Genomic DNA, 25375 nt, shown 5'->3' on the forward strand with positions numbered 1-25375 from the left:
GCCGCTGAAGGTTTCGCCACCCCCGCCGCCCCCGCCGCCCCCGCCCCGACCGCCGCTTCCGCCGAGGACGCCGCCCAGGAGGATGCCGCCGAGCACCGCGCCGCCCAGACCGCTCGCCTCTTCCCCGAAGCGCCCGCCGCCGTAGGGGCCGTATCCGCGGTGACCCCCGTACTCGGCCACGTCCCGCTGTGCGATCTCCTGCGCCTGGCGGGCCAGCCGGTCCGCCTCGCGGGTGTGATCCAGCGCGCCGGAGAAGTCCGCTGGGGCCGACAACTCGGCCTGGTGCAAACGGCGTTCGGCCTCGGTGAGGCGGGTGCGGGCCTGGCTGCCGATCGCGCCCCGGTGCGTGGTGATCAGGTCCCGGGCCGCGGCGACCTCGCTGCGGGCGGTCAGCAGCGCCTGGTCCAGCAGCGTGCCCGCCCGGCCGTTCGCGATCCGCTGGTCCCGGGCTCCGGCCGGCGACGCGTCCAGCAGGGCGTCGGCCTCCTCCAGCCGGCGCAGGCACGCGATCGGGTCGTAACGGCCGACCGCCGGCTCCTTGGCGACATCGGCGAGTACCGCCTCGGCGCGCGCGATCCGGCCCCGCAGGTCGGCGTGCCGGTCGCCGGCCGGGGCCGGTCCGCCGCAGTCCAGCAGGGCGCGGGCCGCGCCGAGGTCGGCCTCGGTCTCGGCCAGCGCCGCCCGCAGCGCGCTGTCGGCCTCGCGCAGTTCGCGCTCCCTGCGGGTGACGGAGTCGGCGAGGGTCGCCGCCTGGCCGAGGGCGCCCTCGGCGGCGCGGACGAACACGGCCGCCCAGCCGCGGTCGGTCCCGATCGCGGCGCGGGCCTGGTCCAGGCCGGTACGGGCGAACTCCAGCCGGTCGCGGGCCTCGGCCGGGTGGCCGGCGACCGGTTCCAGCGCGGCGTCGGCGTACCGCTGGGCCAGTGCCACGAGGGCCGCCTCGGCGGCGGCGATCCGGCCCGGCAGGGCGGCGGCGGTGGCCTCGGCCCGCTCCAGCACCTGCGGGGCGTTCGCCTCCATCGCCCGCAGCCGGTCGAACGCCGCCGACTCCGCGTCCAGTCGCCGGTTCGCCTGCGTACAGCGGGACAGGATCTCGTCCAGCATCTGCCGCCGGGTCTCGTCGTCCTCGGGACAGGCGTCGTCCAGCCGCTGCCGCAGCCGGAACGCGGCGGTCAGCTCGCCCTTCGCGTATGCCACCGCCTCCGCGAACGGCTGCGCGGCCGCCTCACCGAACTGCGCCGCCGCGAAGCCGACGTCCTCCTGGCTGGTGCGGACGGCGTCGTCCGTCGCGACGAGGAGGTGGCGGGCCTGGGAGTCCAGTTCCGGCAACGGCGTCAGCGGGGTGGGCCGCTTGGCGCCCCACCCTCTGATCTGGCCGGTCGGCACCGGCACGCCGCCGCGTCCCGGTGGTCCGGTACGGCGCCGGTGGTACGCGTACGCGCCCACCGCTCCGGCCGCCGCCACCAGGACGACCGGGATCCACAGGTCCCCCGCACCGTTGCCGGTGCCCGGCTCGACCGTGCCCGCGGGTTCCGCCGCCCCCGGCATGATCGCCGGGGGCGGCACCGGCCGGCCGCTGAGCACGGCCTCGTAGCCGTTCGCCGCGCCCACGGCGGCCCCGGCCCAGTCGTTCTCCCGCAGCGCGGGTTCGATCGCCACCTCGCTCACCTCGTCGAGCTGCGCGTGCGTCAGCCCGGCGTCCTGGTCCGCCGACACCGCGTACTGCCGGTCACGCGTCGCCACGGCCAGCAGTACGTCGTTGCGCCCGAGCCCGTTCCGCACCGCGGTCGCGTTCGCCCAGTCCTGCGGGGTGAGGCCGTCGAACGTGCTCACGTACACGACGAACAGGTGTATCCGCCGGGTGGCGTACAAACGGTGTACCGCTTTCCGCACCTGCGGGGCGCGCGGGCCCACGGCGTTGACCCGGTCGGTGACCTGCCCCGCCCGGACGAGCGGCCCCGGGTCCTCGGTGGGGTCCCCGGTCCGGGCGGCGGCGCACAGCGCGACGGCGGCCAGGGCGGCGAGCACCGCGGGGACCGTCCGACGTTTCCTGCGCACCGCGCCGCCTCCCGCTACCGCGCCACGGCACACCGCGTGGCTCCTTTTCGGAGGCTATGCGCGGTTTGCCCGCGGCGCGACCCGGACCGGGGGTGGTCGGGGTTCCTGCTCGCTCGTTGCGCGGACCGCCTCGTTCCTCGGCCGCCCACTCCACGAGCTCGGGCGTCACCCCTCCGGTAGCGGGCTGCTCCTCGCGGCGGCCCAGTTCCCAGGACGCGGTGTTCCCCGGGGGCGCGGTGCTGCTCGGGGCGCGGTGCTCCCAGGGGCGCGCTACTGCCCGCGGCGGCGGATCTTCGCGCCGAGCCAGACCAGCGGGTCGTACGTGCGGTCGGCGACCCGCTCCTTGAGCGGGATGAGCGCGTTGTCCGTGATCTTGATGTGTTCCGGGCACACCTCGGTGCAGCACTTGGTGATGTTGCAGTAGCCCAGCCCGTGCTCGTCCTGCGCGGAGGTCGCCCGGTCGATGCCCGCCTCGGCGGCCGCGTCGAGCGGGTGCATGTCGAGTTCGGCGACGCGCATCAGGAACCGGGGCCCGGCGAACACGGACTTGTTCTCCTCGTGGTCCCGCACCACATGACAGGTCTCCTGGCACAGAAAGCACTCGATGCACTTGCGGAACTCCTGGGAGCGTTCCACGTCGACCTGTGCCATGCGGTACTCGCCGGGGGCGAGGCCCTTCGGCGGCACGAAGGACGGCACTTCGCGGGCCTTGGCGTAGTTGAAGGAGACGTCCGTGACCAGGTCCCGGACGACCGGGAAGGCCCGCATCGGGGCGACCGTCACCGTCTCGTCGCGGGCGAACACCGACATGCGGGTCATGCACATGAGTTTGGGCTGCCCGTTGATCTCCGCGCTGCACGAGCCGCACTTGCCGGCCTTGCAGTTCCAGCGGACCGCGAGATCGGGCGTACGGGTCGCCTGGAGGCGGTGGATGATGTCGAGGACGACCTCGCCCTCGTTCACCTCGACCTCGTAGTCGCGCAGGGCGCCCCCTGCCGCGTCGCCCCGCCACACCTTGAAGTGCGCCGTGTAGGAAGTCACCGGTCGAGCTCCTCGTCCGTCAGGTATTTGAGCAACTCGTCGCGGTCGAAGAGGGCGAGCAGATCGTCCCGGATCGGGTCCATGAACCGGCGGCGCACCACGATCTGCCCGTCGCCGGAGTCACCCGCCGGCCCGGAGTCCGCGGCCGCCGGCTCGCACACCAGGTTGATCCTCCGCCACGCCCGGTCCATCGCGGGGTGGTCCTCCCGCGTGTGCCCGCCGCGGCTCTCGGTGCGTTCCAGCGCGGCCCGCGCCACGCACTCGCTGACCAGCAGCATGTTCCGCAGGTCGAGCGCCAGGTGCCAGCCGGGGTTGTACTGCCGGTGGCCCTCGACCCCCGCGGACCGCGCCCGGTCGCGCAGCTCCGCCAGGCGTTCGAGCGCCTTCTCCATCTCGGGCCCGCGCCGGATGATGCCCACCAGGTCGTTCATCACCTGCTGCAGTTCCTGGTGCAGGGTGTACGGATTCTCGCCCGCCTCCGCGACCGCGAACGGCAGCAGCGCCTCCGCCGCCGCCCGGTCGATCTGCTCCGCACCGGCCACCGGCCGCCCCGCCGCGTCGAGCCCGGCCGCGTACCGCGCCGCGGACAGCCCCGCCCGCCGCCCGAAGACCAGCAGGTCGGAGAGGGAGTTGCCGCCGAGCCGGTTGGAGCCGTGCATGCCGCCCGCGACCTCGCCCGCCGCGTACAGCCCCGGCACCCCGCGGGCCGCCGCCGTGTCGGGATCCACGTCCACGCCGCCCATCACGTAGTGGCAGGTCGGGCCGACCTCCATCGGCTCGGCGGTGATGTCGACGTCGGCCAGCTCCTTGAACTGGTGGTGCATCGACGGCAGCCGCCGGGTGATCTCCTCGGCCGGCAGCCGGGTGGAGACGTCCAGGTACACGCCGCCGTGCGCGGTGCCGCGGCCCGACTTGACCTCGGAGTTGATCGCGCGGGCCACCTCGTCGCGGGGCAGCAGCTCGGGCGGCCTGCGGTGGTGGTCCGGGTCGGAGTACCAGCCGTCGGCCTCCTCCTCGGTCTGCGCGTACTTGTCCATGAAGACGTCCGGCACGTAGTCGAACATGAAGCGCGCGCCCTCGCTGTTGCGCAGCACCCCGCCGTCGCCGCGCACCGACTCGGTGACGAGGATGCCCTTCACCGACGGCGGCCAGACCATCCCGGTGGGGTGGAACTGGACGAACTCCATGTTCACCAGCGGCGCCCCGGCCAGCAGCGCCAGCGCGTGCCCGTCGCCGGTGTACTCCCAGGAGTTCGAGGTGACCTTGTAGGACTTGCCGATGCCGCCGGTGGCCAGCACCACCGCGGGCGCGTCGATGACGAAGAGCCGGCCGGACTCCCGCACGTACCCGAAGACGCCTGCCACCCGGCCGTCCTGCGTGAGCACCCGGGTGATCGTGCACTCCTGGAAGACCCTCAGCCGGGCCTCGTAGTCGCCGGTCTCGGCGAAGTCCTCCTGCTGGAGGGAGACGACCTTCTGCTGGAGGGTGCGGATCAGTTCCAGGCCGGTACGGTCGCCGACGTGCGCGAGGCGCGGGTACTCGTGGCCGCCGAAGTTGCGCTGCGAGATCCGGCCGTCCGGGGTGCGGTCGAACAGGGCGCCCCAGGTCTCCAGCTCCCACACCCGGTCGGGAGCCTCCTGGGCGTGCAGCTCGGCCATCCGCCACTGGTTGAGGAACTTGCCGCCGCGCATGGTGTCGCGGAAGTGCACCTGCCAGTTGTCGCCCGGGTTGACGTTTCCCATGCTGGCCGCGATGCCGCCCTCGGCCATCACGGTGTGGGCCTTGCCGAAGAGCGACTTGCAGATCACGGCGGTCCGCATGCCCCGCTCGCGGGCCTCGATCGCGGCCCGCAGACCCGCGCCGCCCGCGCCGACCACGACCACGTCGTACGCGTGCCGTTCCACGTTCGTCATCTCAGAAGAACCTCGGATCGTCGAAGGCACCGCCGGCCAGCAGGTACACGTAGAGGTCCGCGACACCGACGCTGATCAGCGAGGACCAGGCGAACAGCATGTGGCGGGCGTTGAGCACGCCGACCCAGCGCCACAACCGGTAGCGCACCGGATGGGCGGAGAAGTGCCGCAGCTTGCCGCCGACGATGTGCCGGCAGGAGTGGCAGGACAGGGTGTACACCCAGATCAGCACGATGTTCACCAGCAGGATCAGGGTGCCGAGCCCGGCGTGGCCCCACGCGCCGTGCTCGTCGCGGAAGCCGAGCGCGGCGTCGTAGGTGAGGATGCCCGCCACCGGCAGCGCGAAGTAGAAGAAGTACCGGTGCAGGTTCTGCAGGATCAGCGGCAGCCGGGTCTCGCCGGTGTACTTCCGGTGCGGCTCGGGGACCGCGCAGGCCGGCGGTGACGCCCAGAAGCCGCGGTAGTACGCCTTGCGGTAGTAGTAGCAGGTCAGCCGGAAGCCCAGCGGGAAGACCAGCACCAGCAGCGCGGGGGACAGGCCCCACCAGTCGCCGAACAGCGCCCAGTCGGCGCCGCCGCGCATGTCGGTGCAGTTGGAGGCGAGGCAGGGCGAGTAGAAGGGCGAGACGTACGGGGCCGCGTAGTAGTCGCCGTTCGCGAACGCCCGCCAGGTCGAGTAGCCGACGAAGACGGCCAGGCCGAGCGCGGTGACCAGCGGCGGGACCCACCAACGGTCGGTCCGCAGGTGGGGGGCCGGGATCGCGGCGCGGCCCGGCGCACGGACGCCGCTGTCCCGTGTCCGAGGCGGGCCCGGCGTCGAGGGGGGAGTGGTTCCGGTGGCCAAAGAAGACTCCGAACGGGCAGGGAGAGGGGGCGCGCTATGAGGGCGCCCCCCGGTGGGGGCTGGTACGGGGGGGGTCGGCCGGGGTGAGGGTCAGGGCGCGTGCCGGTACGGCGAGCCCAGCCCCTCGTCCTCCGCGTCCGCCCACAGCCCGCGGTCGTAGGGGGCGTCCGGGACGGTCACCATCTCGACCGTGCGCCCGCCCGCCGCGGCCGGGACGGCGGCCTGCAGCAGCGACAGGCTTTCCCGCAGGTGGTCGGCGTCGGTACGGACGCGCCGCATGTCGAGGCTGTCACCGGTGTGCTCGCGCAGCCGGGCCACGCAGCGCATGAGGTCGTCGAGCCGTCGCTGGACCGATGTCAGATCGTCTTGTATGGACATGGATGCCCTCACCATCTGCCGTGCGATGGGTGACGCGGTACGCACCGGTGCGCGGGGTGCGTGCGTGGCGGGTGCCGCGCCTGTGAGTGTCGCGCGTCACACTGCGTCTTGTGAAGACGGCTGCACCGATTACCACCGCACGTGGTACTGCGGCCGGGCCGGGAATGGGCCGGACGGGTGGTCCGTACGGGTTCGGGCGGCGGGTCGGCGATCGCTTGTCGGAATCCTACGGTGCCATTACCCAGGTAATTACCTGAAAAACGGCATACCAGAACAGATGAGTGCGTCCCCGGCGTATGGCGTCAGGGCCGCCGAGGCCGCGGAGGTGTCCGACCGATGTTCCGACCCGTGCACCGCAGGCCCTCGCACGGCCGCCCGCCCGCCCCGCGTATCGCCGTCGTGCTCGCCGCCGGGGCCACCGCCCTCACCGGCTGCTCCTCCGGCGGCGGCAACGCGGCCGGCACCGCCGGCGCCGACGTGGCCACCGTGGCGCGGGCCGGGGTACGCGACGGCGGCACCCTGCGGTGGGCCATCGACGCGCTGCCGAGCACCCTGAACACCTACCAGGCCGACGCCGGTGCCGGCACCGCGACGGTGGCCGGCGCCACCCTCCCGGTGATGTTCCGGCTGGACGCCCACGGCAACCCGCTGGCCGACCACGACTTCCTCGCCGGTGCCGAGGTCACCGCACAGGAACCGCGCCAGGTGGTCACGTACCGGCTCAACCCGAAGGCGAAGTGGAGCGACGGGCGGGCGATCGGCGCGGCCGACTTCACCGCCCAGTGGAAGGCGCTCAGCGGGCAGGACTCCGCGTACTGGACGGCCCGCAACGCCGGGTACGACCGGATCTCCGACGTCCGTCAGGGCGACGGGCCGCGCCAGGTCAAGGTCACCTTCGCCACCCCCTACGCCGACTGGAAGTCCCTGTTCAGCCCGCTCTACCCGGCCTCGGTCACCTCCGATGCCGACACCTTCAACGACGGCGTCCGCACCGGGCTGCCGGTGGTCGCCGGGCCCTTCGCGCTGAAGGCGGTGGACGCCAAGGCCGGTACGGTCACGCTGGTCCGCAACCCTTCCTGGTGGGGCGAGCGGGCCAAACTGGACGCGCTGGTGCTGGCGGCGGTGCCCCACGCCCAGCGGGCCGTGCAGCTCGCCGCGGGACGCCTGGACCTGGCCGAGGTCGAGCCCGAGGCGCTGGCTGCGGTCGGCAGGGTGCGGGGGATCGCGATCCGCAAGGCGCCCGGCGCGGCCTACGCGCAGCTCGCCATCAACGGCAGCACGGGGGCGCTGGCCGACGAGACGGTCCGGCGCGCGGTGGCCCGCGCGGTGGACCGCAAGAAGATCGCCACCGCCGTGCTGGAGCCGCTGGGGCTGCCCGCGACGCCGCTCGGCAATCACCTGGTGCTGCCCTCCCAGGACGGATACGCCGACCACAGCTCGGCGCTGGGCGCCGGCGACGTCCAGGCGGCGCGGGCGCTGCTGGCCGACGCGGGCTGGAAACGGTCGGTGGCGAAGACCGGTGAGAAGGCGGCCGGGCCCGGCCGTACCGCCGCGTCCGGCGCGGTCACCGTGGTCGAACCGAGCACGGCGGTGGCGAAGAACGGCAAGCAGCTCTCGCTGCGGTTCGTGCTCCCCGCGGACTCGCCGACGCTGGCCGACGTCGGCGCCCGGATCGCCCGCATGCTCTCCGAGATCGGCATCCGCACCGAGCTGACCAGGGTGGACGGGGTCGGCTACTTCCCGGACCACGTCGCCTCGGGCGACTTCGAGCTGGCCCTGTACTCCTGGCCGGGCAGCGCGTTCCCGGCCACCGACGCCGCCCCGATCTTCGCCAAACCGGTGCCCGCGCCCGACGGCTCCCTCACCGTCGCCCAGAACTACAGCCGCGTCGGCACCGACCAGATCGACCAGCTCCTCACCCGGGCCGCCGCCGAACTCGACACCGCCGAGGCCCGCCGCCTCACCGACCAGGCCGACTCCCGCATCTGGGCCGCCGCCGGCTCCATCCCCCTCTACCAGCGCCCCCAACTCACCGCCCTGCGCACCACCGTCGCCAACGCCGGCGCCTTCGGCTTCGAGACCCCCCGCTACGAAGACCTCGGCTTCCGCAGATAGCCCCGCGCGCCCCGGCCCTCACCCCGTCGGCACCGGCGGCCGGGGCATACCGCCGACGCACGGCGGGCGCGGGTCGTCGCTGTGCGGATCGAGGAGGCGTACGCGGCGCCAGGCCGCGGTTCGAGCTGGGCGGAGCGGTGCGGCGGCGTCGGCCGGTACGGGGGCTCTCGCAGAGCAGAGCGAGCCGGGGCGGCGCGGGGCCGGGCTGACGCAGTCCGCCGTCGCACGGTTCGAGGCGGGCGGCACCGTACCGACGCCGCCGGTCCTGGACCGGCCGGCCAGGGCCCTGGGGCTGGACCTCCGCGTCGAGCCGGTGCCGCACTGCAGGAGCGCCCGAGGCGGGACGGCGGGAGCGGCGGTCGGCCCGTCACGGGGTCTCAGGGGCCGTCCGGGCGGGTGGTCGGCATGTCGGGCCCGTACCATGGGGGGAGGCCGCGGCGTGACCTTGCCCGGCGGGCGGACGCTCAATGAGGGGCGTGACGTCATCCACGATTCCGGGAGAAGCGCCCCAGCATGTCCACGCGCCACGATATCCGTAACGTCGCCATCGTCGCCCACGTCGACCACGGCAAGACGACCCTCGTCGACGCCATGCTGAAGCAGGCCGGCGCCTTCGCCGCCCATCAGCAGCTGGACGACCGGATGATGGACTCCAACGACCTGGAGCGCGAGAAGGGCATCACCATTCTCGCGAAGAACACCGCCGTGAAGTACCACCCGAAGGACGGCGGCGACCCGGTCACCATCAACATCATCGACACCCCCGGCCACGCCGACTTCGGCGGCGAGGTGGAGCGCGGCCTGTCCATGGTGGACGCGGTCGTCCTGCTGGTGGACGCCTCCGAGGGCCCGCTGCCGCAGACCCGGTTCGTGCTGCGCAAGGCGCTCGCCGCCCGGCTGCCGGTGATCCTTTGCATCAACAAGACCGACCGCCCCGACTCCCGCATCGACGAGGTCGTCAACGAGACCTACGACCTCTTCCTCGACCTGGACGCGGACGAGGAGCAGATCGAGTTCCCGATCGTCTACGCCTGCGCCCGCGACGGCGTCGCCTCGCTCACCAAGCCGGAGGACGGCACCGTGCCGGCCGACAGCGACAGCCTGGAGCCGTTCTTCTCCACCATCCTGTCCACCGTGCCGGCACCGGTGTACGACGAGGCCGCCCCGCTCCAGGCGCACGTCACCAACCTCGACGCGGACAACTTCCTCGGCCGTATCGCGCTGCTGCGGGTCGAGCAGGGCCACCTGAAGAAGGGCCAGACCGTCGCCTGGATCAAGCGCGACGGCACCATCTCCACCGTCCGCATCACCGAACTGCTGATGACCGAGGCGCTGACCCGTAAGCCGGCCGAGAGCGCCGGCCCCGGCGACATCTGCGCGGTCGCCGGCATCCCGGACATCATGATCGGCGAGACGCTGGCCGACCCGGAGAACCCGGTCGCGCTGCCGCTGATCACCGTGGACGAGCCCGCCATCTCGATGACCATCGGTACGAACACCTCGCCGCTGGTCGGCAAGGGCGGCAAGGGCCACAAGGTCACCGCCCGGCTGGTCAAGGACCGGCTCGACCGCGAGCTGGTCGGCAACGTCTCGCTGCGGGTGCTGCCGACCGAGCGCCCGGACGCCTGGGAGGTGCAGGGCCGCGGCGAGCTGGCGCTGGCCATCCTGGTGGAGACCATGCGCCGGGAGGGCTTCGAGCTGACCGTCGGCAAGCCCGAGGTGGTCACCAAGGAGATCGACGGCAAGGTGCACGAGCCGATCGAGCGGATGACCATCGACTCGCCCGAGGAGCACCTGGGCGCGATCACCCAGCTCATGGCCGCCCGCAAGGGGCGGATGGAGACCATGACCAACCACGGCTCCGGGTGGATCCGGATGGAGTGGATCGTGCCGTCCCGCGGCCTGATCGGATTCCGCACGGAGTTCCTGACCCAGACCCGCGGCACCGGCATCGCGCACTCGATCTTCGAGGGCCACGAGCCGTGGTTCGGCGACCTGCGCACCCGTAACAACGGCTCGCTCGTCGCCGACCGGGCGGGCGCGGTCACCGCCTTCGCGATGACCAACCTCCAGGAGCGCGGCGTGCTCTTCTGCGAACCGGGCACCGAGGTCTACGAGGGCATGATCGTCGGCGAGAACTCCCGCTCCGACGACATGGACGTGAACATCACCAAGGAGAAGAAGCTCACCAACATGCGGTCCTCGACCGCCGACGTGGCCGAGTCGATCGTCCCGCCGCGCAAGCTCTCCCTCGAGCAGTCCCTGGAGTTCTGCCGGGACGACGAGTGCATCGAGGTGACCCCGGAGACGGTCCGCATCCGCAAGGTCGTCCTCGACCAGAAGGAGCGCGGCCGGGCCGCCTCCCGCGCCAAGCACGGCTGATCGTCACCGCGGGTGATGCCCGCCTACCACTCCGCACCGCCTCGCGCACGTCAGACGGCCGTCCGATCTCCGGACGGCCGTCTCGTTCTCGCCGCGTCACGGCCGGCAGGGCCGCTGGCAGGGAGGGTGGCCCTGATCAGACCGTGCCGTCCTCCCACCACCACGCCTGGGCGCCGTACGGGTACTCGACCCGGCTGTCCATGTGCTGCCAGGAGTGCGAGTACGACTCCAGGCCGGAGAAGCCGCTGCGCTCGCCGATCTGGTAGATCGACTTGGTGGAGTATCCGGAGACCACGATGTCGGCGGCGATGCCGTACTGGTGCTGGGAGTTGGTCGGGTAGCCGTAGATGCTGGTGTTGTACGCCACGCTGCGGAAGCCGGAGTTGATGGTGACCGGGCTGTTGCCGGCCTTCTTGCGGACCGCCTCCAGCTTGTACATCAGGCGGCGCACGTTCTCCTTGACGGTGGCCGAACCGACCTTGCCGCCGGAGAAGCCGGCGCCGTCGTGGCTGTAGAACTCGGAGAAGTCGAAGTGCGAGGTCGAGCCGTCCGCGCTCTCCAGCGAGTTGAGCACGGAGAAGGTCTGCGCCCCGGCCACACCGTCCACGGTCAGCCCGTACGCGGCCTGGAAGCGCCTGACGGCGGCGGCGGTACCGGGGCCGAAGGCGCCGTCCACGGCCACGTAGGTGTGCGAGGGCGAGTCGGCGGCCCAGCCGGCCACCCGGATCTGGAGCTCGGTGACGGCAGGGCCGGAGTCGCCCTGGCGGAGCGAGGCGGGCCAGCCGTACGCCCCGGCGGGCGTGGCGAAGGCCAGGCCGGCGGCGGTGGCGAGGCCGGCGGCGAGCACGCCGGTGCCGTAGCGCAGCAGCGTACGGCGGTCGGGTCCGGCGGCGGGCGTGGGGGTGGCGGCGGGGGTGGAGCCGGCGGGTGTCACGTCGCACACAGGGGTCTCCTCTGAGGGGGCGTAGGCGGTGCTTCCGGCCGTGGCTGTGCGGCCGTACCCATTCTTGACGCGGACCGGTCATTTCATGCGGCCGTGGCGGGTGAATATCCGGCGTCGCACCGAGTCCTGCCCCAATGCGTTGGCCAACGCATTGGGTGCCGCGACACGAGGGATGATAAGTGCGATTTTGGGCTTATTGCGGTGTTATGGGTCATCACATGTCCTTGGTGACCCCGGAGGAGGCACGAGATGCGCGGAGCCACGATCTCGAAGTGGACCGTCGGCGTGACGGCCGTCGCCCTGGTCGTCGCGGGCTGCGGCAGCAGCACCGGTTCCGGCGGCGGCTCCGGGATCGTACGCGCCTCCTGGAGCGACCCGCAGAACCCCCTGGAGCCGGCCAACACCAACGAGGTGCAGGGCGGCAAGGTGCTCGACATGACCTTCCGCGGCCTCAAGCGGTACAACCCGAAAACGGCCGCGGCCGAGAACATGATCGCCGAGTCGATCACCACCGGCGACTCGCAGAACTTCGACATCAAGATCAAGTCCGGCTGGACCTTCAGCAACGGCGAGCCGGTCGACGCCGACTCCTTCATCGACGCCTGGAACTACGGCGCGCTGCTGAAGAACGCACAGATCAACGCACCCTTCTTCAGCTACATCGAGGGCTACGACAAGGTGCACCCGGACGCCGCCGGAGCCACGCCCACCGCGCAGACGATGTCGGGCCTGACGAAGGTCTCCGACACCGAGTTCACGGTCCGGCTGAACCAGAAGTTCTCCACCTGGCCCGACACCCTCGGTTACTCCGCCTACTACCCGCTGCCGAACGTGTTCTTCACCGACCACGCCGCCTGGCTGGGCAAGCCGATCGGCAACGGCCCGTACGTCATCGAGTCGTACACCAAGGGCGCCACGATGAGCCTGCGCAGGTGGAGCGGTTACAAGGGCCCGGACGCCGCCGCCAACGAGGGCGTGGACCTGCAGGTCTACACCGACAGCAACACCGCGTACACCGACCTCCAGGCCGGCAACCTCGACCTGGTCGACGACATCCCCGCATCCCAGCTCAGGAACGTCAAGGCCGACCTCGGCGACCGGTACATCAACCAGCCGGCCGGCATCATCCAGACGCTCGCCTTCCCGCTGTACAACCCCCGCTGGTCCGGCGCGCAGTCCGCCATGGTGCGGCAGGGCCTGTCGATGGCGATCAACCGCGACCAGATCACCAGCCAGATCTTCCAGCGCACCCGCACCCCCGCAAGCGACTGGACCTCGCCGGTGCTCGGCGCGGCCGGCGGCTACCAGAAGGGGCTGTGCGGTGACGAGTGCACCTACAACCCCGACCGGGCCAAGCAGCTCATCCAGCAGGGCGGCGGCCTGCCCGACGGGAAGATCACCATCAACTACAACGCCGACACCGGCTCCCACAAGGAGTGGGTGGACGCGGTCTGCAACAGCATCAACAACGCGCTGGGCAACGACAACGCCTGCGTCGGCGCCCCCACCGGCACCTTCGCCGACTTCCGGAGCAGGGTCACCAACGAGCAGATGGACAACCCGTTCCGGGCCGGCTGGCAGATGGACTACCCGCTGATCCAGAACTTCCTCCAGCCGCAGTACTACACCAACGCCTCCTCCAACGACTCCCACTACAGCAACGCCACCTTCGACCGGCTGGTCAACGAGGCCAACGCCGAGACCGACGCCGGCGCGGCCGTCGGCATGTTCCAGGACGCGGAGAAACAACTCGTCAAGGACATGCCGGCGATCCCGCTGTGGTACCAGAACGGCAGCGCCGGCTACTCGCAGAACCTCAGCAACGTGCTGCTCAACCCGTTCAGCGTCCCGGTCTACAACGAGATCAAGGTCGGCTGAGGCCGGACAGTGAACTACCCGGCCGCTCACCCGGAAGGCCCCGCATGGGACGGTATGTGATCCGGCGGCTGCTCCAGATGATCCCGGTGTTCATCGGCAGCACCTTTCTGATCTTCTTCATGGTGTACGCGCTCGGCGACCCGGTCGCCGCGCTCTTCGGCGACCGCGCGCCCGACCCGGCCACCGCCGCCCGGATCCGGGAGGACCTGCACCTCAACGACCCGTTGTGGAAGCAGTACCTGATCTACATGGAGAACATCTTCACCGGGGACTTCGGCACCGCCTTCAACGGACAGCCCGTCACCGAACTGATGGGCAGCGCCTTCCCGGTCACCATCCGGCTCACCGCAGTCGCCATCGTCTTCGAGATCGCCATCGGCATCACGCTCGGCGTGCTCACCGGCATGAAGCGCGGCCGTCCGGTCGACACCGGAGTGCTGCTGCTGACCCTGGTGGTCATCTCGGTGCCGACCTTCGTCACCGGGTACGTGCTCCAGTACCTGTTCGGCGTGCAGTGGGGCTGGACCAGCCCCTCGGTGTCCCCGGAAGCCCCCTTCGGCGAACTGGTCCTGCCGGGCCTGGTCCTCGCCCTGGTCTCGCTCGCCTACGTCACCCGGCTGACCCGTACCTCCATCGCCGAGAACACCCGCGCCGACTACGTACGCACCGCCGTCGCCAAGGGCCTGCCGCGCCGCCGGGTGATCGTGCGGCACCTGCTGCGCAACTCGCTGATCCCGGTGGTCACCTTCATCGGCACCGACATCGGCGCCCTGATGGGCGGCGCCATCGTCACCGAGCGCATCTTCAACATCCACGGCGTGGGCTACCAGCTCTACCAGGGCATCCTCCGCAACAACTCGCCGACCGTGGTCGGCTTCGTCACCATCCTGGTGCTGGTCTTCCTGCTGGCGAACCTGCTCGTCGACCTGCTCTACGCGGTCCTGGACCCGAGGATCCGTTATGCCTGAACAGAGCTACCCGCTGGATCCGCAGCAGGCGATCGCGCCGGGCGGCGGCTCCGGCGGCGGCACGGACCTGGCCGCCGAGGAGGCCGGCCGGCCGGAGCAGCCACCGGGCACCGGGCAGGTCTCCGGCGGTCCGCTGGGCAAACCCCGCAGCCTGTGGTCCGACGCATGGCACGACCTGCGGCGCAACCCGATCTTCATCGTCTCCGCGCTGATCATCCTCTTCCTGGTCTTCGTCTCGCTGTGGCCCGGCGCGCTCACCACCCAGGACCCGCTCAAGGCGGATCTCGCCCGCTCCCAGGAGGGCTCCGCGCCCGGCCACCCCTTCGGCTTCGACAACCAGGGCCGCGACGTCTACACCCGGGTGGTGTACGGGGCCCGCGCCTCGGTCACCGTCGGCGTCTGCGCGACCGCCGGCGTGGTGATCCTCGGCAGCGTGCTGGGCGGTCTGGCCGGGTTCTTCGCCGGCTGGTGGGACGCGATCCTCTCCCGGACCAGCGACATCTTCTTCGCCATCCCGGTGATCCTCGGCGGCCTGGTCTTCCTGTCGGTGGTCACCAACAGCACGGTCTGGCCGGTGGTCGGCTTCATGGTGCTGCTCGGCTGGCCGCAGATCGCCCGGATCGCCCGCGGCTCGGTGATCACCGCCCGGCAGAACGACTACGTCCAGGCCGCCCGCGCGCTGGGCGCCGGGAACTCCCGCATCCTGCTGCGGCACATCACGCCCAACGCGGTCGCGCCGGTCATCGTCGTCGGCACCATCGCGCTGGGCACGTACATCGCCCTGGAGGCCACCTTGTCCTACCTCGGGGTGGGACTGCGCCCGCCCACCGTCTCCTGGGGGATCGACATCTCCGCCGCGTCCAACCAGATCCGCAACGCCCCCCACATGCTGCTGTGGCCGGCCGGCGCGCTGAGTGTCACCGTGCTCGCCTTCATCATGCTGGGCGACGCGGTCCGCGACGCCCTCGATCCCAAGCTGCGCTGAGGAGCCCGCCGATGACCACGAGCCTGGACGTCACCCCCGCCCCGGAGGGGGCGGCCGCCGAAGGACCGCTGCTGGAGGTACGGGATCTGCACGTGGAGTTCCGCACCAGGGACGGCGTGGCGAAGGCCGTCAACGGAGTGGACTACGCGGTGCGCGCGGGCGAGACGCTGGCCGTACTCGGCGAGTCCGGGTCCGGCAAGTCGGTCACCGCGCAGGCCGTCATGGGCATCCTGGACTCCCCGCCGGGCTTCGTCACCCGGGGCGAGGTGATCTTCCAGGACCGGGACCTGCTGAAGGTCTCCGGCGAGGAGCGCCGCAGGGTGCGCGGCGCCCGGATGGCGATGATCTTCCAGGACGCCCTGTCGGCGCTCAACCCGGTGCTCAGCGTGGGCGACCAGCTCGGCGAGATGTTCACCGTGCACCGCGGCCTGTCCCGCAAGGACGCCCGCGCCAGGGCGATCGAGCTGATGGAACGGGTCCGCATCCCGGCCGCCCGCGAGCGGGTCAGGCAGTACCCGCACCAGTTCTCCGGCGGTATGCGGCAGCGCGTGATGATCGCCATGGCGATGGCGCTGGAACCCGACCTGATCATCGCCGACGAGCCCACCACCGCGCTCGACGTCACCGTGCAGGCCCAGGTGATGGAGCTCCTCGCCGACCTCCGGCGCGAATACCACATGGGCCTGATCCTGATCACCCACGACCTCGGCGTGGTGGCCGATGTGGCCGACAGGATCGCCGTGATGTACGCGGGCCGTATCGTCGAGACCTCGCCGGTCCACGACATCTACCGGGCGCCGGCCCACCTGTACACCAAGGGCCTGCTGGAATCCATCCCACGGGTGGACCGCAAGGGCCGGGAGCTGTACGCGATCAAGGGCCTGCCGCCCAGCCTGCTGCACATCCCGCCCGGCTGCGCCTTCCACCCCCGCTGCCCGATGGCGCGGCCGGTGTGCCGTACCGACGTCCCGCCGCTGTACCGGGTGAACGCCGAGCGGACGAGTGCCTGCCACTTCTGGAAGGAGACCCTCGGTGTCGACAGCGCCGCAGCCGACCACCCCGGCGCCTGACCCGGCAGCCGCCGCGGTCGGCGACCGCGAGCCGATCCTCCAGGTGGCCGGCCTGGTCAAGCACTTCCCGCTGACCCAGGGCATCGTCCTCAAGAAGCAGGTCGGCGCGGTCCGGGCGGTGGACGGGGTCTCCTTCGACCTGTATCCGGGCGAGACGCTGGGCGTCGTCGGCGAGTCCGGCTGCGGAAAGTCCACCCTCGCCAAGCTGATGACCCATCTGGAACGCCCGACAGCCGGCCGGATCATCTTCAAGGGCGAGGACATCACCGCCCTGTCCGGGCGGGCGCTCAAGGCCGTCCGCCGCAACATCCAGATGGTGTTCCAGGACCCGTACACCTCGCTCAACCCGCGGATGACGGTCGGTGACATCGTGGGGGAACCGTACGACATCCACCCCGAGGTGGCGCCCAAGGGCGACCGGCGCCGGCGCGTGCAGGAACTGCTGGACGTGGTGGGGCTCAACCCGGAGTACGTCAACCGGTACCCGCACCAGTTCTCCGGCGGCCAGCGGCAGCGCATCGGCATCGCCCGCGGCCTCGCCCTGCGCCCCGAGGTGATCGTCGCCGACGAACCGGTCTCCGCCCTCGACGTCTCCGTGCAGGCGCAGGTGATCAACCTGATGGCACGGCTCCAGGACGAGTTCGGCCTCGCGTACGTGTTCATCGCGCACGACCTGTCCATCGTCCGGCACATCTCCGACCGGGTGGCCGTGATGTACCTCGGCAAGATCGTGGAGATCGGCCCGGACGCGGCGATCTACGAGCACCCCACCCACCCGTACACCCAGGCCCTGCTCTCCGCTGTGCCGCTGCCCGACCCCGAGGCGCGCGAGAGCCGTGAGGGGCGCATCGTCCTGGCCGGCGACGTGCCCTCACCGGCCGACCCGCCCTCCGGCTGCCGGTTCCGGACCCGCTGCTGGAAGGCGCGGGAGCAGTGCGCGCTGGAGGAACCGCCGCTGGCCGTACCGCCCTCCTTCCGCGGGACGGCGAGCCCGGCCGAGCACCCCTCGGCGTGCCACTTCGCGGAGGAGAAGCAGGTGGTGCCGCCGGCGTGAGGCGCCGCTGGCGGGGCTGCGGCCGGACGGAGGCGAGGACGAGCAGTTCCGCGGCAGGGAGACGGCCCGCAACGCGGCAATCGGCCGGCTGGCGTTGTCGACTGGCCTGCGCCGACAGGAGTTCACCTACTTGCTCACGACCGAGGTTCCGCCGCTTCCTCCCGCGCCGACGGCATTGCCGATCCCCTTCCCGGTGGCGGCCGGCATCACGAAGGGACGCAAGTACCGCACAACCTGGATCGACTACGCAGCCCTGGCCGAAGTGCACGGCTACCTGGACCTGTTCCGCCCCCTCGCCGCCGAGGGTTCGTCGTGGCGTCCGCCGGCGCGATGGGGAGAGCCGCTGGTGGTGACCGAAGCGGATGCGCGAGGCGGGAGGGTCAACGGCAAGCGCACGCAGTGGGCTTCGCTTCGGCCGGTCGAGCGGCGGCGCCTGGTCGCCCCAGACGGAGGCAGCATGTTGCTGGCCGTCGGCAGCCAGCACCAGGAACGATCGGTTCCAGCAGTTGACGTCCCACCGACACGGCAGCTGAGAAACATCCGTATCTTCAGCGGTTTCTGGCGCGGCCAGAGGGACACCCGCGCTGTTCTGCCAGCGGTGAACCCCGGCCCGACCGGGCCCAACGATCACTACCGTCCAGTCTCATGCCGACGATTACCACGCGCACGGTCGAGTACCTGGCCGACGGTCTGACGATGATCGGGCACCTCGCGCTCCCGGCCGGTATCGACCGCCGGCCCGCAGTGCTGCTTGGCCCAGAGGGCACGGGGCTCAGCGACGTCGAGCGCCGCCGGGCCGATGCCCTCGCCGAACTGGGGTACGTGGCGCTTGCCTTCGACTCAGACACGAGCTTGGCTTCGCTCAAGACCGCGTCGGCCCAAGAGCTTGCCGAAGCCGCATTGAACATGACATCCGTGGAGTGGCAGCAGACCTATCTGCGGTAGGTCGCGTGTGATCGTTGAACGACGAAAGCCCCCCGCTGCCCGGAAGGCGCGGGGGGCTTTCGTCGTGTCCGGTACCGGAGGCCGGAACACCCGGGTACGGGCCCACCTCCGAGGGGAGGCCGAAACGGGTCCGGGTCAGGGGGTCTTGCCCGTGCCCTCCTCGATCGCGGCCAGTGCGGGGTCGAGCACGATGTCCTCGTCCCGGGCGGCGATCGTCGGCTCCTCGGGGAAGTGGCAGGCGGTCAGGTGACCCTCGGCGTTCCCGTCGATCTGCAGCAGCGGCGGCTCCTCCGTCGCGCACTTGTCCTGCGCCTTCCAGCAGCGGGTACGGAACCGGCAGCCGGACGGCGGGTTGATCGGCGACGGCACGTCCCCGGCGAGCCGGATCCGCTCGCGCTCCTCGCCCTCCAGGTCCATCTCGGGCACGGCGGAGAGCAGGGCGTGGGTGTACGGGTGACGCGGCCTGTTGTAGATCGAGTCGCGGTCGCCCACCTCCACGATCTTGCCGAGGTACATCACCGCCACCCGCTGCGAGAAGTGCCGGACGATCGCCAGGTCGTGGGCGATGAACAGGAACGCGATGCCGAGTTCCTTCTGCACCTGCTGGAGCAGGTTCACCACCTGCGCCTGGATCGACACGTCCAGGGCCGAGACCGGCTCGTCCGCCACGATCAGCTTCGGCTCCAGGGCGAGCGCCCGGGCCACGCCGATCCGCTGCCGCTGGCCGCCGGAGAACTCGTGCGGGAAGCGGTTGTAGTGCTCGGGGTTGAGGCCGACGGTCTCCAGGAGTTCCCGGACCCGGTTCTCCCGGCCGCCGGGCGGGTTGATCCCGTTGATCTCCATCGGGCCGCCGATGATGGTGCCGACGGTCTGCCGCGGGTTCAGCGACGAGTACGGGTCCTGGAAGATCATCTGGATCTCGGAGCGGATCGGGATGAGCTGCTTCCGGCTGGCGTGGGCGATGTTCTGCCCCCGGTAGCTGATGGTGCCCCCGGTCGGCTCCAGCAGCCGCGTGACCAGCCGTCCGGTCGTCGACTTGCCGCAGCCGGACTCGCCGACCAGGCCGAAGCTCTCCCCGGCGCGCACGCTCAGGTCGACACCGTCGACCGCCTTGACGGCACCGACCTGCCGCTTGATCGGAAAGCCGCCGTAGATCGGGAAGTGCTTGGTGAGACCGCTGACTTCCAGCAGTGTTTCGCCGACCGGCCGGTCCTGCGGTGCGGGGACCGCGTCGGCCTTGGTGAGAGTGATGTCATTGCTCATGGTGGTTTGCCCCTCCTGGGCGCGGATTCCGCCTCGGTTCCGCTTCGGGCGGATGCCGCTCCCTCGTTCCTCGGGAGTGACCTCCACTCTGAGCTGCACCTCGGCTTCGTCCTCGGATGCCCGGATGACCGGTCAGCCCAGTCGGGGCTGAATCTTCTCGATGAATACGGAACGCTTCTGCTCGGCCGTCAGGTGGCACGCAGAACCCCGCCCGGCAGGAAGCTCGGGCGGCTCGGTGGCGCAGCGGTCACCGCCGACGAGCTCGGGGTACGGGCAGCGCGGGTGGAACGCGCAGCCGGACGGCGGGTTGAGCAGGCTGGGCGGCGAGCCGGGGATCGGCGTGAGGGGCTCGTCCACGGAGGAGCTCAGCCGCGGCATCGAGCCGAGGAGGCCCCACGCGTAGGGGTGCTGCGGCTCCTTGATCAGCTCGCGTACCGTGCCGCGCTCCACGGCCCGTCCGGCGTACATCACGAGCAGGTTGTCGGCGACGTTGGAGACCACGCCCAGGTCGTGCGTGATGAGGATGATCGCCGAGCCGTTCTCCTGCTGGAGGTCCTTCAGCAGGTCCAGGATCTGCGCCTGCACGGTCACGTCGAGGGCGGTCGTCGGCTCGTCCGCGATCAGCAGGTCCGGGTCGCAGACCAGGGCCATCGCGATCATGGCGCGCTGCCGCATACCGCCGGAGAACTGGTGCGGGTAGTCGTCGACCCGGGTCCTGGGCTGCGGGATGCCGACCTTCTCCAGCATCTCGACCGCCCGGTCGCGCGCCTCCTTGCGGCTGGCGCCCATGTGCTTCATGTACGGCTCGGCGATCTGCCGGCCCACCGTGTAGTACGGCGACAGGGCCGTCAGCGGGTCCTGGAAGATCATCGCCATCTTGTTGCCGCGCAGCCGCTCCATGGTGCGGTTGCTCGCGCCGGTCAGCTCCTGGCCGTCGAGGACGATCTCACCGGCGATCTCGGTGGTCTTCGGGTTGTGCAGGCCGAGGACCGCGAGGTTGGTCACCGACTTGCCGGAGCCCGACTCGCCGACGATGCCGAGCGTCTGGCCGCGCTCCAGGTCGAAGGAGAGCCCGTCCACTGCCTTGACGACGCCGTCCTCGGTCGAGAAGTGCACATACAGGTCGCGCACCGAGAGGAACGCGTCCGACCCGGTCGGGAGGGCGCCTTCCTCGGGCTTGGTCATGGTGGTCACTGACGGTTCTCCTAGGCCAGGCGCACGCGCGGGTCGATGAACGCGTAGGCGGCGTCCACGATGATGTTGAACAGGACGATCAGGGCGGCGCTGAACAGCATCACGCCCATCAGCATCGGCAGGTCGGTCTTGGTCACCGACTCCACCGCCAGCCGACCGAGACCCGCCAACGCGAAGGTCTGCTCGGTGATCATCGCGCCGCCGAACAGGCTGCCGAGGTCGATGCCCAGGATGGTGATGATGGGGATCAGCGATCCGCGCCAGGCGTACCGGAAGAAGACGTAGGAGCTGGACATGCCCTTGGCCCGGGCAGTGCGGACATGCTCCTCCTGGAGCTGTTCGACCAGCGTGGACCGTGCCATGCGGGTGTAGTTGGCGGTGAAGATGATCGACAGCACGCACCAGGGGATCAACAGCCCGTTGAACCAGTCGACCGGGTTCTCGCTGAACGGCACGTACTTGGGCTGGTCGAAAATCTGGTTGTTGTAGACCAGCAGGGCCAGCACAATGGGGCCGATGAAGTAGATCTGCATCGAGCTGAGCACCAGGGAGGCCGAGCTGAACACCTTGTCCGTCAGGGTGCCGCGCTTCCAGGCCGCGACCATGCCGGCGCCCACGCCGACCAGCAGGAAGACTATGGCGCCGCCGAGGGTCAGCGAGATCGTGGTGGGCAGACGGTCCAGCAGGGTCGGCCAGACCGGGTCGCTGGTGGCGAAGGAGTAGCCCAGGCACGGCGCGGGGCAGGGCCCGGCGGCGAAGTCACGCCCGGCGAAGATGCCCACCATGTAGTGGTAGTACTGCACCGGTATCGGCTCGTCGAGGCCGAGGTTCTTGTGGATGAGCTTGATGTTCTCCGGGGTGCAGTTCTTGCCGCAGGACAGCAGCGCCGGGTCGTGCGGAATGGCGAAGAACAGGAAGTACGTGAAGGCGCTGATGAACAACAGGATGACCAGAGCGCCGAGCGTCCGGCGGACGAGGAATCGAAGCATGGGTCGCAGCTCTCAAGGGACGGCGGCGGTGGGAGGAGACGCACCCCGGTGGGGCCGGGCCGTGAAGGCCGGCCCCACCGGAACCGTGCGGATGCTTACTTCTTGAGGTACAGCTTCGTCAGGTCGACGCCCGCGGTGACGTTGTTGTAGACGACGCCGCCCACCTTGGAACCGAAGATCTGGAGCTGCTTGTAGTAGACCGTCGGCACGGCCGGGACGACCTCCGTGACGATGTAGGTGTTGAGCTTGAACCACTCGTCAGCGGCCTTCACCGGGTCCGTGATCGTCTTGATCCGGTCGATCTCGCTGTTGATCTTCGGGTCGTTGACGTGCGAGTAGTTCGACGCCTGGTCGGCGATGGTCCGGCCGTCGAAGACCGGCGGGATCACCGTCAGGGTGCTCGGCCAGTCAGCGCCCCACGCGCTGGCGTAGATGTCGTACGGGTTGTCGACCTTGCCGACCAGGTCGTAGTACGTGTCGGACGGCAGTTCCTTGCGCTGGACGTCGAAGCCGGCCTTCTTCAGCGCCGCGGCGATGGCGACCGAGTACTCCTGGCCCGCCGGGGTGTTGATGTAGGCGTAGGTGATCTTGGTGTTGAGCTTGCCGGCCTCGGTGAGGAGCTTCTTCGCCGCGACCTGGTCACCCTCGGGGTGCGCCACCTTGCCCAGCGGGTCGGCCTTCTTGTAGCCCGCGAGCGAGGGGCTCAGGAAGCCGCCCGCGTACTCGGCGCCGTAGGTCGCGCCGAGCGCCTGCCAGACCGACTTGGTCGGGATCGCCAGGGCCAGCGCCTTGCGGACCTTGACGTCCTTGATCTTCAGCATGTTGAAGTTGATCTGGCCCACGAACGGCTGGTAGCCGGCCACCGTGCGCTTGTAGATCGACGGGGTGCCGACGACCTTCGGCGTGTTGTCGGTGTCGACCGCGTTCGAGAAGCTCAGCGAGGACTGGTTGTCACCGGCGTCCGACATCAGACGCTTGGTGGAGTCCTCCTCCGTGATGTTGAACGTGATGTTGTAGCCGTCGACGTACTGGTGACGGGCTGCGTCCGTCTTCGGGTCCCAGTTGGTGTTCTTCACCAGCGTCATCGACTTGCCGCTGACGAAGGACTTGATCTTGTACGGACCCGCCGCGACCGGCGCCTTGTCGTACTTCTCCTTCGTGTCCTTGGCGGAGTCGACGACCGAGTAACCGGGCATGGCGAACAGGTACGGGGCGTCCGGCTGCGCGGTCGGGAAGTGGAAGATGATGGTCTTGTCGTCCGGCGTCTCCAGCAGGGTGTCCGGCAGGTGCTTGCCCTTGTACGGGCCGTCCGGCAGCAGCTTGCGGTAGTCAGAGCCGGCCGTGTCGGCGAGCCACTGCTGGAGGTAGGCCGGGCCGTTGGTGACGAACGGCGCGAACAGCCGCTCCACGGACCACCGGATGTCCTTGGAGGTGATCGGCGCGCCGTCCTCCCACTTGATGCCGTCCTTCAGCTGGAACTTCCAGGTCTTGCCGCCGTCCGGCGACTGGCCGCTGTCGGTCGCCAGGTCGCCCACGACCGTGTACTTGCCCTTGCTGTCCAGCTTGTACGTCGTCAGGCCGCGGTGGATCAGCGTGGCGAGCTGACCCTCGTTGCTGACGTAGATCTGGCCCGGGTCCAGGTGGGTGTAGCTGTTCAGCTCCAGGGCGTTCAGGGTGCCGCCGGGCGTGGCGCCCGGAACCTCCTCGGCCGGACCGGTCGAGGCGGCGGCGTCGCCGAAGGTGATCTGAGCCTGCAGGTCCTGGGCGCTCTTGCTCTGCTTGTCCTTGGCGTCCTTGTTCTCGGTCCCGCCGCCTCCGCCGCCGCTGCTGCAAGCGGTCAGAACGAGCGCTCCCGCGGCGACCGCCACCATCGCGGCACGGGTTCTACGCATGTAGACGTTCATATCGGTTAATGCACCCCTGTTTTTGTCGTTACCCTGTTGAGCTGCCTGACTCATCCGGTCGCGGGGCGGCAGCCACCCCCCTCGGTACTGCTCAGCGTGCGGTTTTCGGATCGAACGCATCCCGGACCGAGTCCCCGAGCAGGTTGAACGCGACGATGAAGATCACCATGGCGATGCCGGGGAAGAACATGTAGGTGAGGTCGTTCTGGTAGACCTCGCCGCCCTTGGCGAACATCCGCCCCCAGTCGGGCGTCGGCTCCACGATGCCCACGCCGAGGAACGACAGACCGGCCTCCGCCGTCACGAACCCGGGCAGCATCAGGGTCGCCTGCACCAGGATCGGCGTGACCAGGTTGGGCAGCAGTTCGCGGCGGATGATCCGCCACGGGGAGGCGCCGGTGACCCTGGCTGCCTCGATGAACTCGCGCTCGCGCAGGGTCAGTACCTGACCGCGCAGCAGCCGGGCCAGACCCATCCAGCCGAGGAACCACTGTACGGCGATCAGCGCGGTGACCCGCAGCCAGGTCGGTGTCTCGTCCGCGGGGTCGACGGCGATCGCCACGACGATGGGCATGAAGGCGACGAAGAAGAGCTGCGAGGGGAACGCCATCAGCAGGTCGGTGACCCGGCCGATGAAGTAGTCGGTCCTGCCGCCGAGGTAGCCGGCCGCGACGCCCAGCAGGATCGCGGTGAGGGTCACGGCGATGGTGACCGCGATGCTGATGCCCAGTGAGGTGCGGATGCCGTAGAGGAGCTGGGTGAACACGTCCCGGCCGAGTCCGGGCTCGACGCCGAACCAGAAGTCGCCGCTGACGCCGCCGTTGGGGGCGACGGGGTAGCCGAACTCGTTGAGCAGGGACGGGTCGTCCTGACCGTAGAGAGTGTACGGGTCCTTGCCGTACACCTTGGCGATCAGCGGCGCGAGGATGGCGACAGCGAAGAAGAAGATCACGACGTAGGCCGAAACGACCCCGGTGCGGTCACGTTTGAAGCGCCGCCACATCAGCTGGCCGGGGGAACGCCCCGTCAACTCGGCGGCGCCCTTGGGCGGGACCTCTTTCGTCACGTCGTCAGGTCCACCGAGGCCCCCAGGTGCCTCGGTGTCCGTGGTGGATGTGGAACTCGTCATCGCGATTGCCCCCGCAGCAGGAGTCCGGGTTGACGCGACGGGGTTGTGCGTCGCGGGTTGAGCGGACTTTCGCAATGGAATCAACTTCCAGTCAAGGGGGGGAGGAGGGAAGAAACCTTGTTGTTTGGCATCTTGAGCGAAGGTTTTGCAGATCGTCCTCCCTGCGTGCTTGACAGCTCTTCACGGTGTCCGTCAAATCGGATATGCCATGACGAAACGCGTTTACACGCAGGCAACTTAACTGTCGCAACTCCGATATACGGACCGAGCAGTCTGAACACCGTACGGCCGTGCGGGTGCCGTAGGCCGGCCGGAGCGCGCC

General features: G+C 70.3%; 18 protein-coding genes and 1 pseudogene. 8 read left to right on the plus strand and 11 right to left on the minus strand.

Annotated features, from left to right (window positions below; translation table 11 throughout):
- The 5 genes from VIW71_RS23520 to VIW71_RS23540 form a co-directional block, all read right to left on the minus strand.
- A partial coding sequence (locus VIW71_RS23520) for a TPM domain-containing protein (RefSeq protein WP_331624553.1) occupies positions 1–2058 on the minus strand: 2058 nt, incomplete at its 3' end.
- Positions 2059–2328: 270 nt separating this feature from the next.
- Complete coding sequence (locus VIW71_RS23525; RefSeq protein ID WP_331624554.1) at positions 2329–3099, minus strand: succinate dehydrogenase/fumarate reductase iron-sulfur subunit; 771 nt, start codon at positions 3097–3099, stop codon at positions 2329–2331.
- Complete coding sequence (locus VIW71_RS23530; RefSeq protein ID WP_331624556.1) at positions 3096–5012, minus strand: fumarate reductase/succinate dehydrogenase flavoprotein subunit; 1917 nt, start codon at positions 5010–5012, stop codon at positions 3096–3098. Before VIW71_RS23530 ends, VIW71_RS23525 begins: the two co-directional genes overlap by 4 nt.
- Position 5013: 1 nt before the next feature.
- Complete coding sequence (locus tag VIW71_RS23535) at positions 5014–5856, minus strand: hypothetical protein (RefSeq protein ID WP_331624557.1); 843 nt, start codon at positions 5854–5856, stop codon at positions 5014–5016.
- Between the two features lie 90 nt (positions 5857–5946).
- Entirely contained in the window at positions 5947–6234 is a 288-nt protein-coding gene (locus VIW71_RS23540; protein ID WP_331624558.1) for a hypothetical protein, read from the minus strand.
- 336 nt (positions 6235–6570) lie between these two features.
- Between VIW71_RS23540 and VIW71_RS23545 the strand changes: the two genes are divergently transcribed.
- Together VIW71_RS23545 and typA are read left to right on the plus strand one after the other, a co-directional pair.
- Positions 6571–8349, plus strand: a complete 1779-nt coding sequence (locus VIW71_RS23545; RefSeq protein WP_331624559.1) for an ABC transporter family substrate-binding protein — start codon at positions 6571–6573, stop codon at positions 8347–8349.
- A 513-nt stretch (positions 8350–8862) separates the two neighbouring features.
- Positions 8863–10731, plus strand: a complete 1869-nt coding sequence (typA, locus tag VIW71_RS23550; RefSeq protein ID WP_331624560.1) for a translational GTPase TypA — start codon at positions 8863–8865, stop codon at positions 10729–10731.
- A 136-nt stretch (positions 10732–10867) separates the two neighbouring features.
- Here typA and VIW71_RS23555 read toward each other — a convergent pair whose 3' ends face one another.
- Entirely contained in the window at positions 10868–11674 is an 807-nt protein-coding gene (locus VIW71_RS23555; protein WP_331624561.1) for a peptidoglycan-binding protein, read from the minus strand.
- Between the two features lie 249 nt (positions 11675–11923).
- On the opposite strand from VIW71_RS23555, the gene VIW71_RS23560 reads away from it, so the two are divergent.
- The 6 genes and pseudogenes from VIW71_RS23560 to VIW71_RS23585 all read left to right on the plus strand — a co-directional run.
- Positions 11924–13552 carry a peptide ABC transporter substrate-binding protein gene (locus VIW71_RS23560; RefSeq protein ID WP_331624562.1) on the plus strand — a complete coding sequence of 543 codons (1629 nt, stop codon included), beginning with the start codon at positions 11924–11926 and terminating at the stop codon, positions 13550–13552.
- A 44-nt stretch (positions 13553–13596) separates the two neighbouring features.
- Positions 13597–14520, plus strand: coding sequence for an ABC transporter permease (locus tag VIW71_RS23565; RefSeq protein ID WP_331624563.1), 924 nt, complete (start codon positions 13597–13599; stop codon positions 14518–14520).
- Positions 14513–15505 (plus strand): ABC transporter permease, encoded by a 993-nt coding sequence (locus VIW71_RS23570; RefSeq protein WP_331624564.1) that lies wholly within the window; start codon positions 14513–14515, stop codon positions 15503–15505. The genes VIW71_RS23565 and VIW71_RS23570 overlap by 8 nt, the downstream gene beginning before the upstream one ends.
- Positions 15506–15516: 11 nt before the next feature.
- Positions 15517–16575, plus strand: a complete 1059-nt coding sequence (locus VIW71_RS23575; RefSeq protein WP_331624565.1) for an ABC transporter ATP-binding protein — start codon at positions 15517–15519, stop codon at positions 16573–16575.
- Positions 16538–17629: an ABC transporter ATP-binding protein gene (locus tag VIW71_RS23580; RefSeq protein WP_414720820.1), complete on the plus strand. Its 1092-nt coding sequence runs from the start codon at positions 16538–16540 to the stop codon at positions 17627–17629. Before VIW71_RS23575 ends, VIW71_RS23580 begins: the two co-directional genes overlap by 38 nt.
- Positions 17630–18274: 645 nt before the next feature.
- A pseudogene (locus VIW71_RS23585) lies at positions 18275–18469 on the plus strand (dienelactone hydrolase family protein); the annotation flags it as partial.
- A 240-nt stretch (positions 18470–18709) separates the two neighbouring features.
- Here VIW71_RS23585 and VIW71_RS23595 read toward each other — a convergent pair.
- The 5 genes from VIW71_RS23595 to VIW71_RS23615 form a co-directional block, all read right to left on the minus strand.
- Positions 18710–19837, minus strand: coding sequence for an ABC transporter ATP-binding protein (locus tag VIW71_RS23595; RefSeq protein ID WP_331624566.1), 1128 nt, complete (start codon positions 19835–19837; stop codon positions 18710–18712).
- 132 nt (positions 19838–19969) lie between these two features.
- On the minus strand, positions 19970–21031 hold the full coding sequence (locus VIW71_RS23600) for an ABC transporter ATP-binding protein (RefSeq protein ID WP_331624567.1): 1062 nt from the start codon (positions 21029–21031) through the stop codon (positions 19970–19972).
- An 11-nt stretch (positions 21032–21042) separates the two neighbouring features.
- Complete coding sequence (locus VIW71_RS23605; protein WP_331624568.1) at positions 21043–22020, minus strand: ABC transporter permease; 978 nt, start codon at positions 22018–22020, stop codon at positions 21043–21045.
- Between the two features lie 95 nt (positions 22021–22115).
- Positions 22116–23912, minus strand: a complete 1797-nt coding sequence (locus VIW71_RS23610; protein WP_331624571.1) for an ABC transporter substrate-binding protein — start codon at positions 23910–23912, stop codon at positions 22116–22118.
- A gap of 103 nt (positions 23913–24015) precedes the next feature.
- Positions 24016–25053 carry an ABC transporter permease gene (locus VIW71_RS23615; RefSeq protein WP_414720821.1) on the minus strand — a complete coding sequence of 346 codons (1038 nt, stop codon included), beginning with the start codon at positions 25051–25053 and terminating at the stop codon, positions 24016–24018.
- Between the last annotated feature and the right edge of the window lie 322 nt (positions 25054–25375).

It is taken from the genome of Streptomyces sp. (genome assembly GCF_036524955.1).
In the GTDB taxonomy this organism is placed as follows: Bacteria; Actinomycetota; Actinomycetes; order Streptomycetales; family Streptomycetaceae; genus Actinacidiphila.

What these genes read in the sequence shown, in the direction of transcription:
- VIW71_RS23595 (WP_331624566.1), bottom strand. Translation starts at nt 19,837, where the DNA reads ATGAGCAATGACATCACTCTCACCAAGGCCGACGCGGTCCCCGCACCG.
- typA (WP_331624560.1), top strand. Translation starts at nt 8,863, where the DNA reads ATGTCCACGCGCCACGATATCCGTAACGTCGCCATCGTCGCCCACGTC.
- VIW71_RS23615 (WP_414720821.1), bottom strand. Translation starts at nt 25,053, where the DNA reads ATGACGAGTTCCACATCCACCACGGACACCGAGGCACCTGGGGGCCTC.
- VIW71_RS23570 (WP_331624564.1), top strand. Translation starts at nt 14,513, where the DNA reads ATGCCTGAACAGAGCTACCCGCTGGATCCGCAGCAGGCGATCGCGCCG.
- VIW71_RS23560 (WP_331624562.1), top strand. Translation starts at nt 11,924, where the DNA reads ATGCGCGGAGCCACGATCTCGAAGTGGACCGTCGGCGTGACGGCCGTC.
- VIW71_RS23575 (WP_331624565.1), top strand. Translation starts at nt 15,517, where the DNA reads ATGACCACGAGCCTGGACGTCACCCCCGCCCCGGAGGGGGCGGCCGCC.
- VIW71_RS23530 (WP_331624556.1), bottom strand. Translation starts at nt 5,012, where the DNA reads ATGACGAACGTGGAACGGCACGCGTACGACGTGGTCGTGGTCGGCGCG.
- VIW71_RS23565 (WP_331624563.1), top strand. Translation starts at nt 13,597, where the DNA reads ATGGGACGGTATGTGATCCGGCGGCTGCTCCAGATGATCCCGGTGTTC.
- VIW71_RS23545 (WP_331624559.1), top strand. Translation starts at nt 6,571, where the DNA reads ATGTTCCGACCCGTGCACCGCAGGCCCTCGCACGGCCGCCCGCCCGCC.
- VIW71_RS23610 (WP_331624571.1), bottom strand. Translation starts at nt 23,912, where the DNA reads ATGCGTAGAACCCGTGCCGCGATGGTGGCGGTCGCCGCGGGAGCGCTC.
- VIW71_RS23605 (WP_331624568.1), bottom strand. Translation starts at nt 22,020, where the DNA reads ATGCTTCGATTCCTCGTCCGCCGGACGCTCGGCGCTCTGGTCATCCTG.
- VIW71_RS23540 (WP_331624558.1), bottom strand. Translation starts at nt 6,234, where the DNA reads ATGTCCATACAAGACGATCTGACATCGGTCCAGCGACGGCTCGACGAC.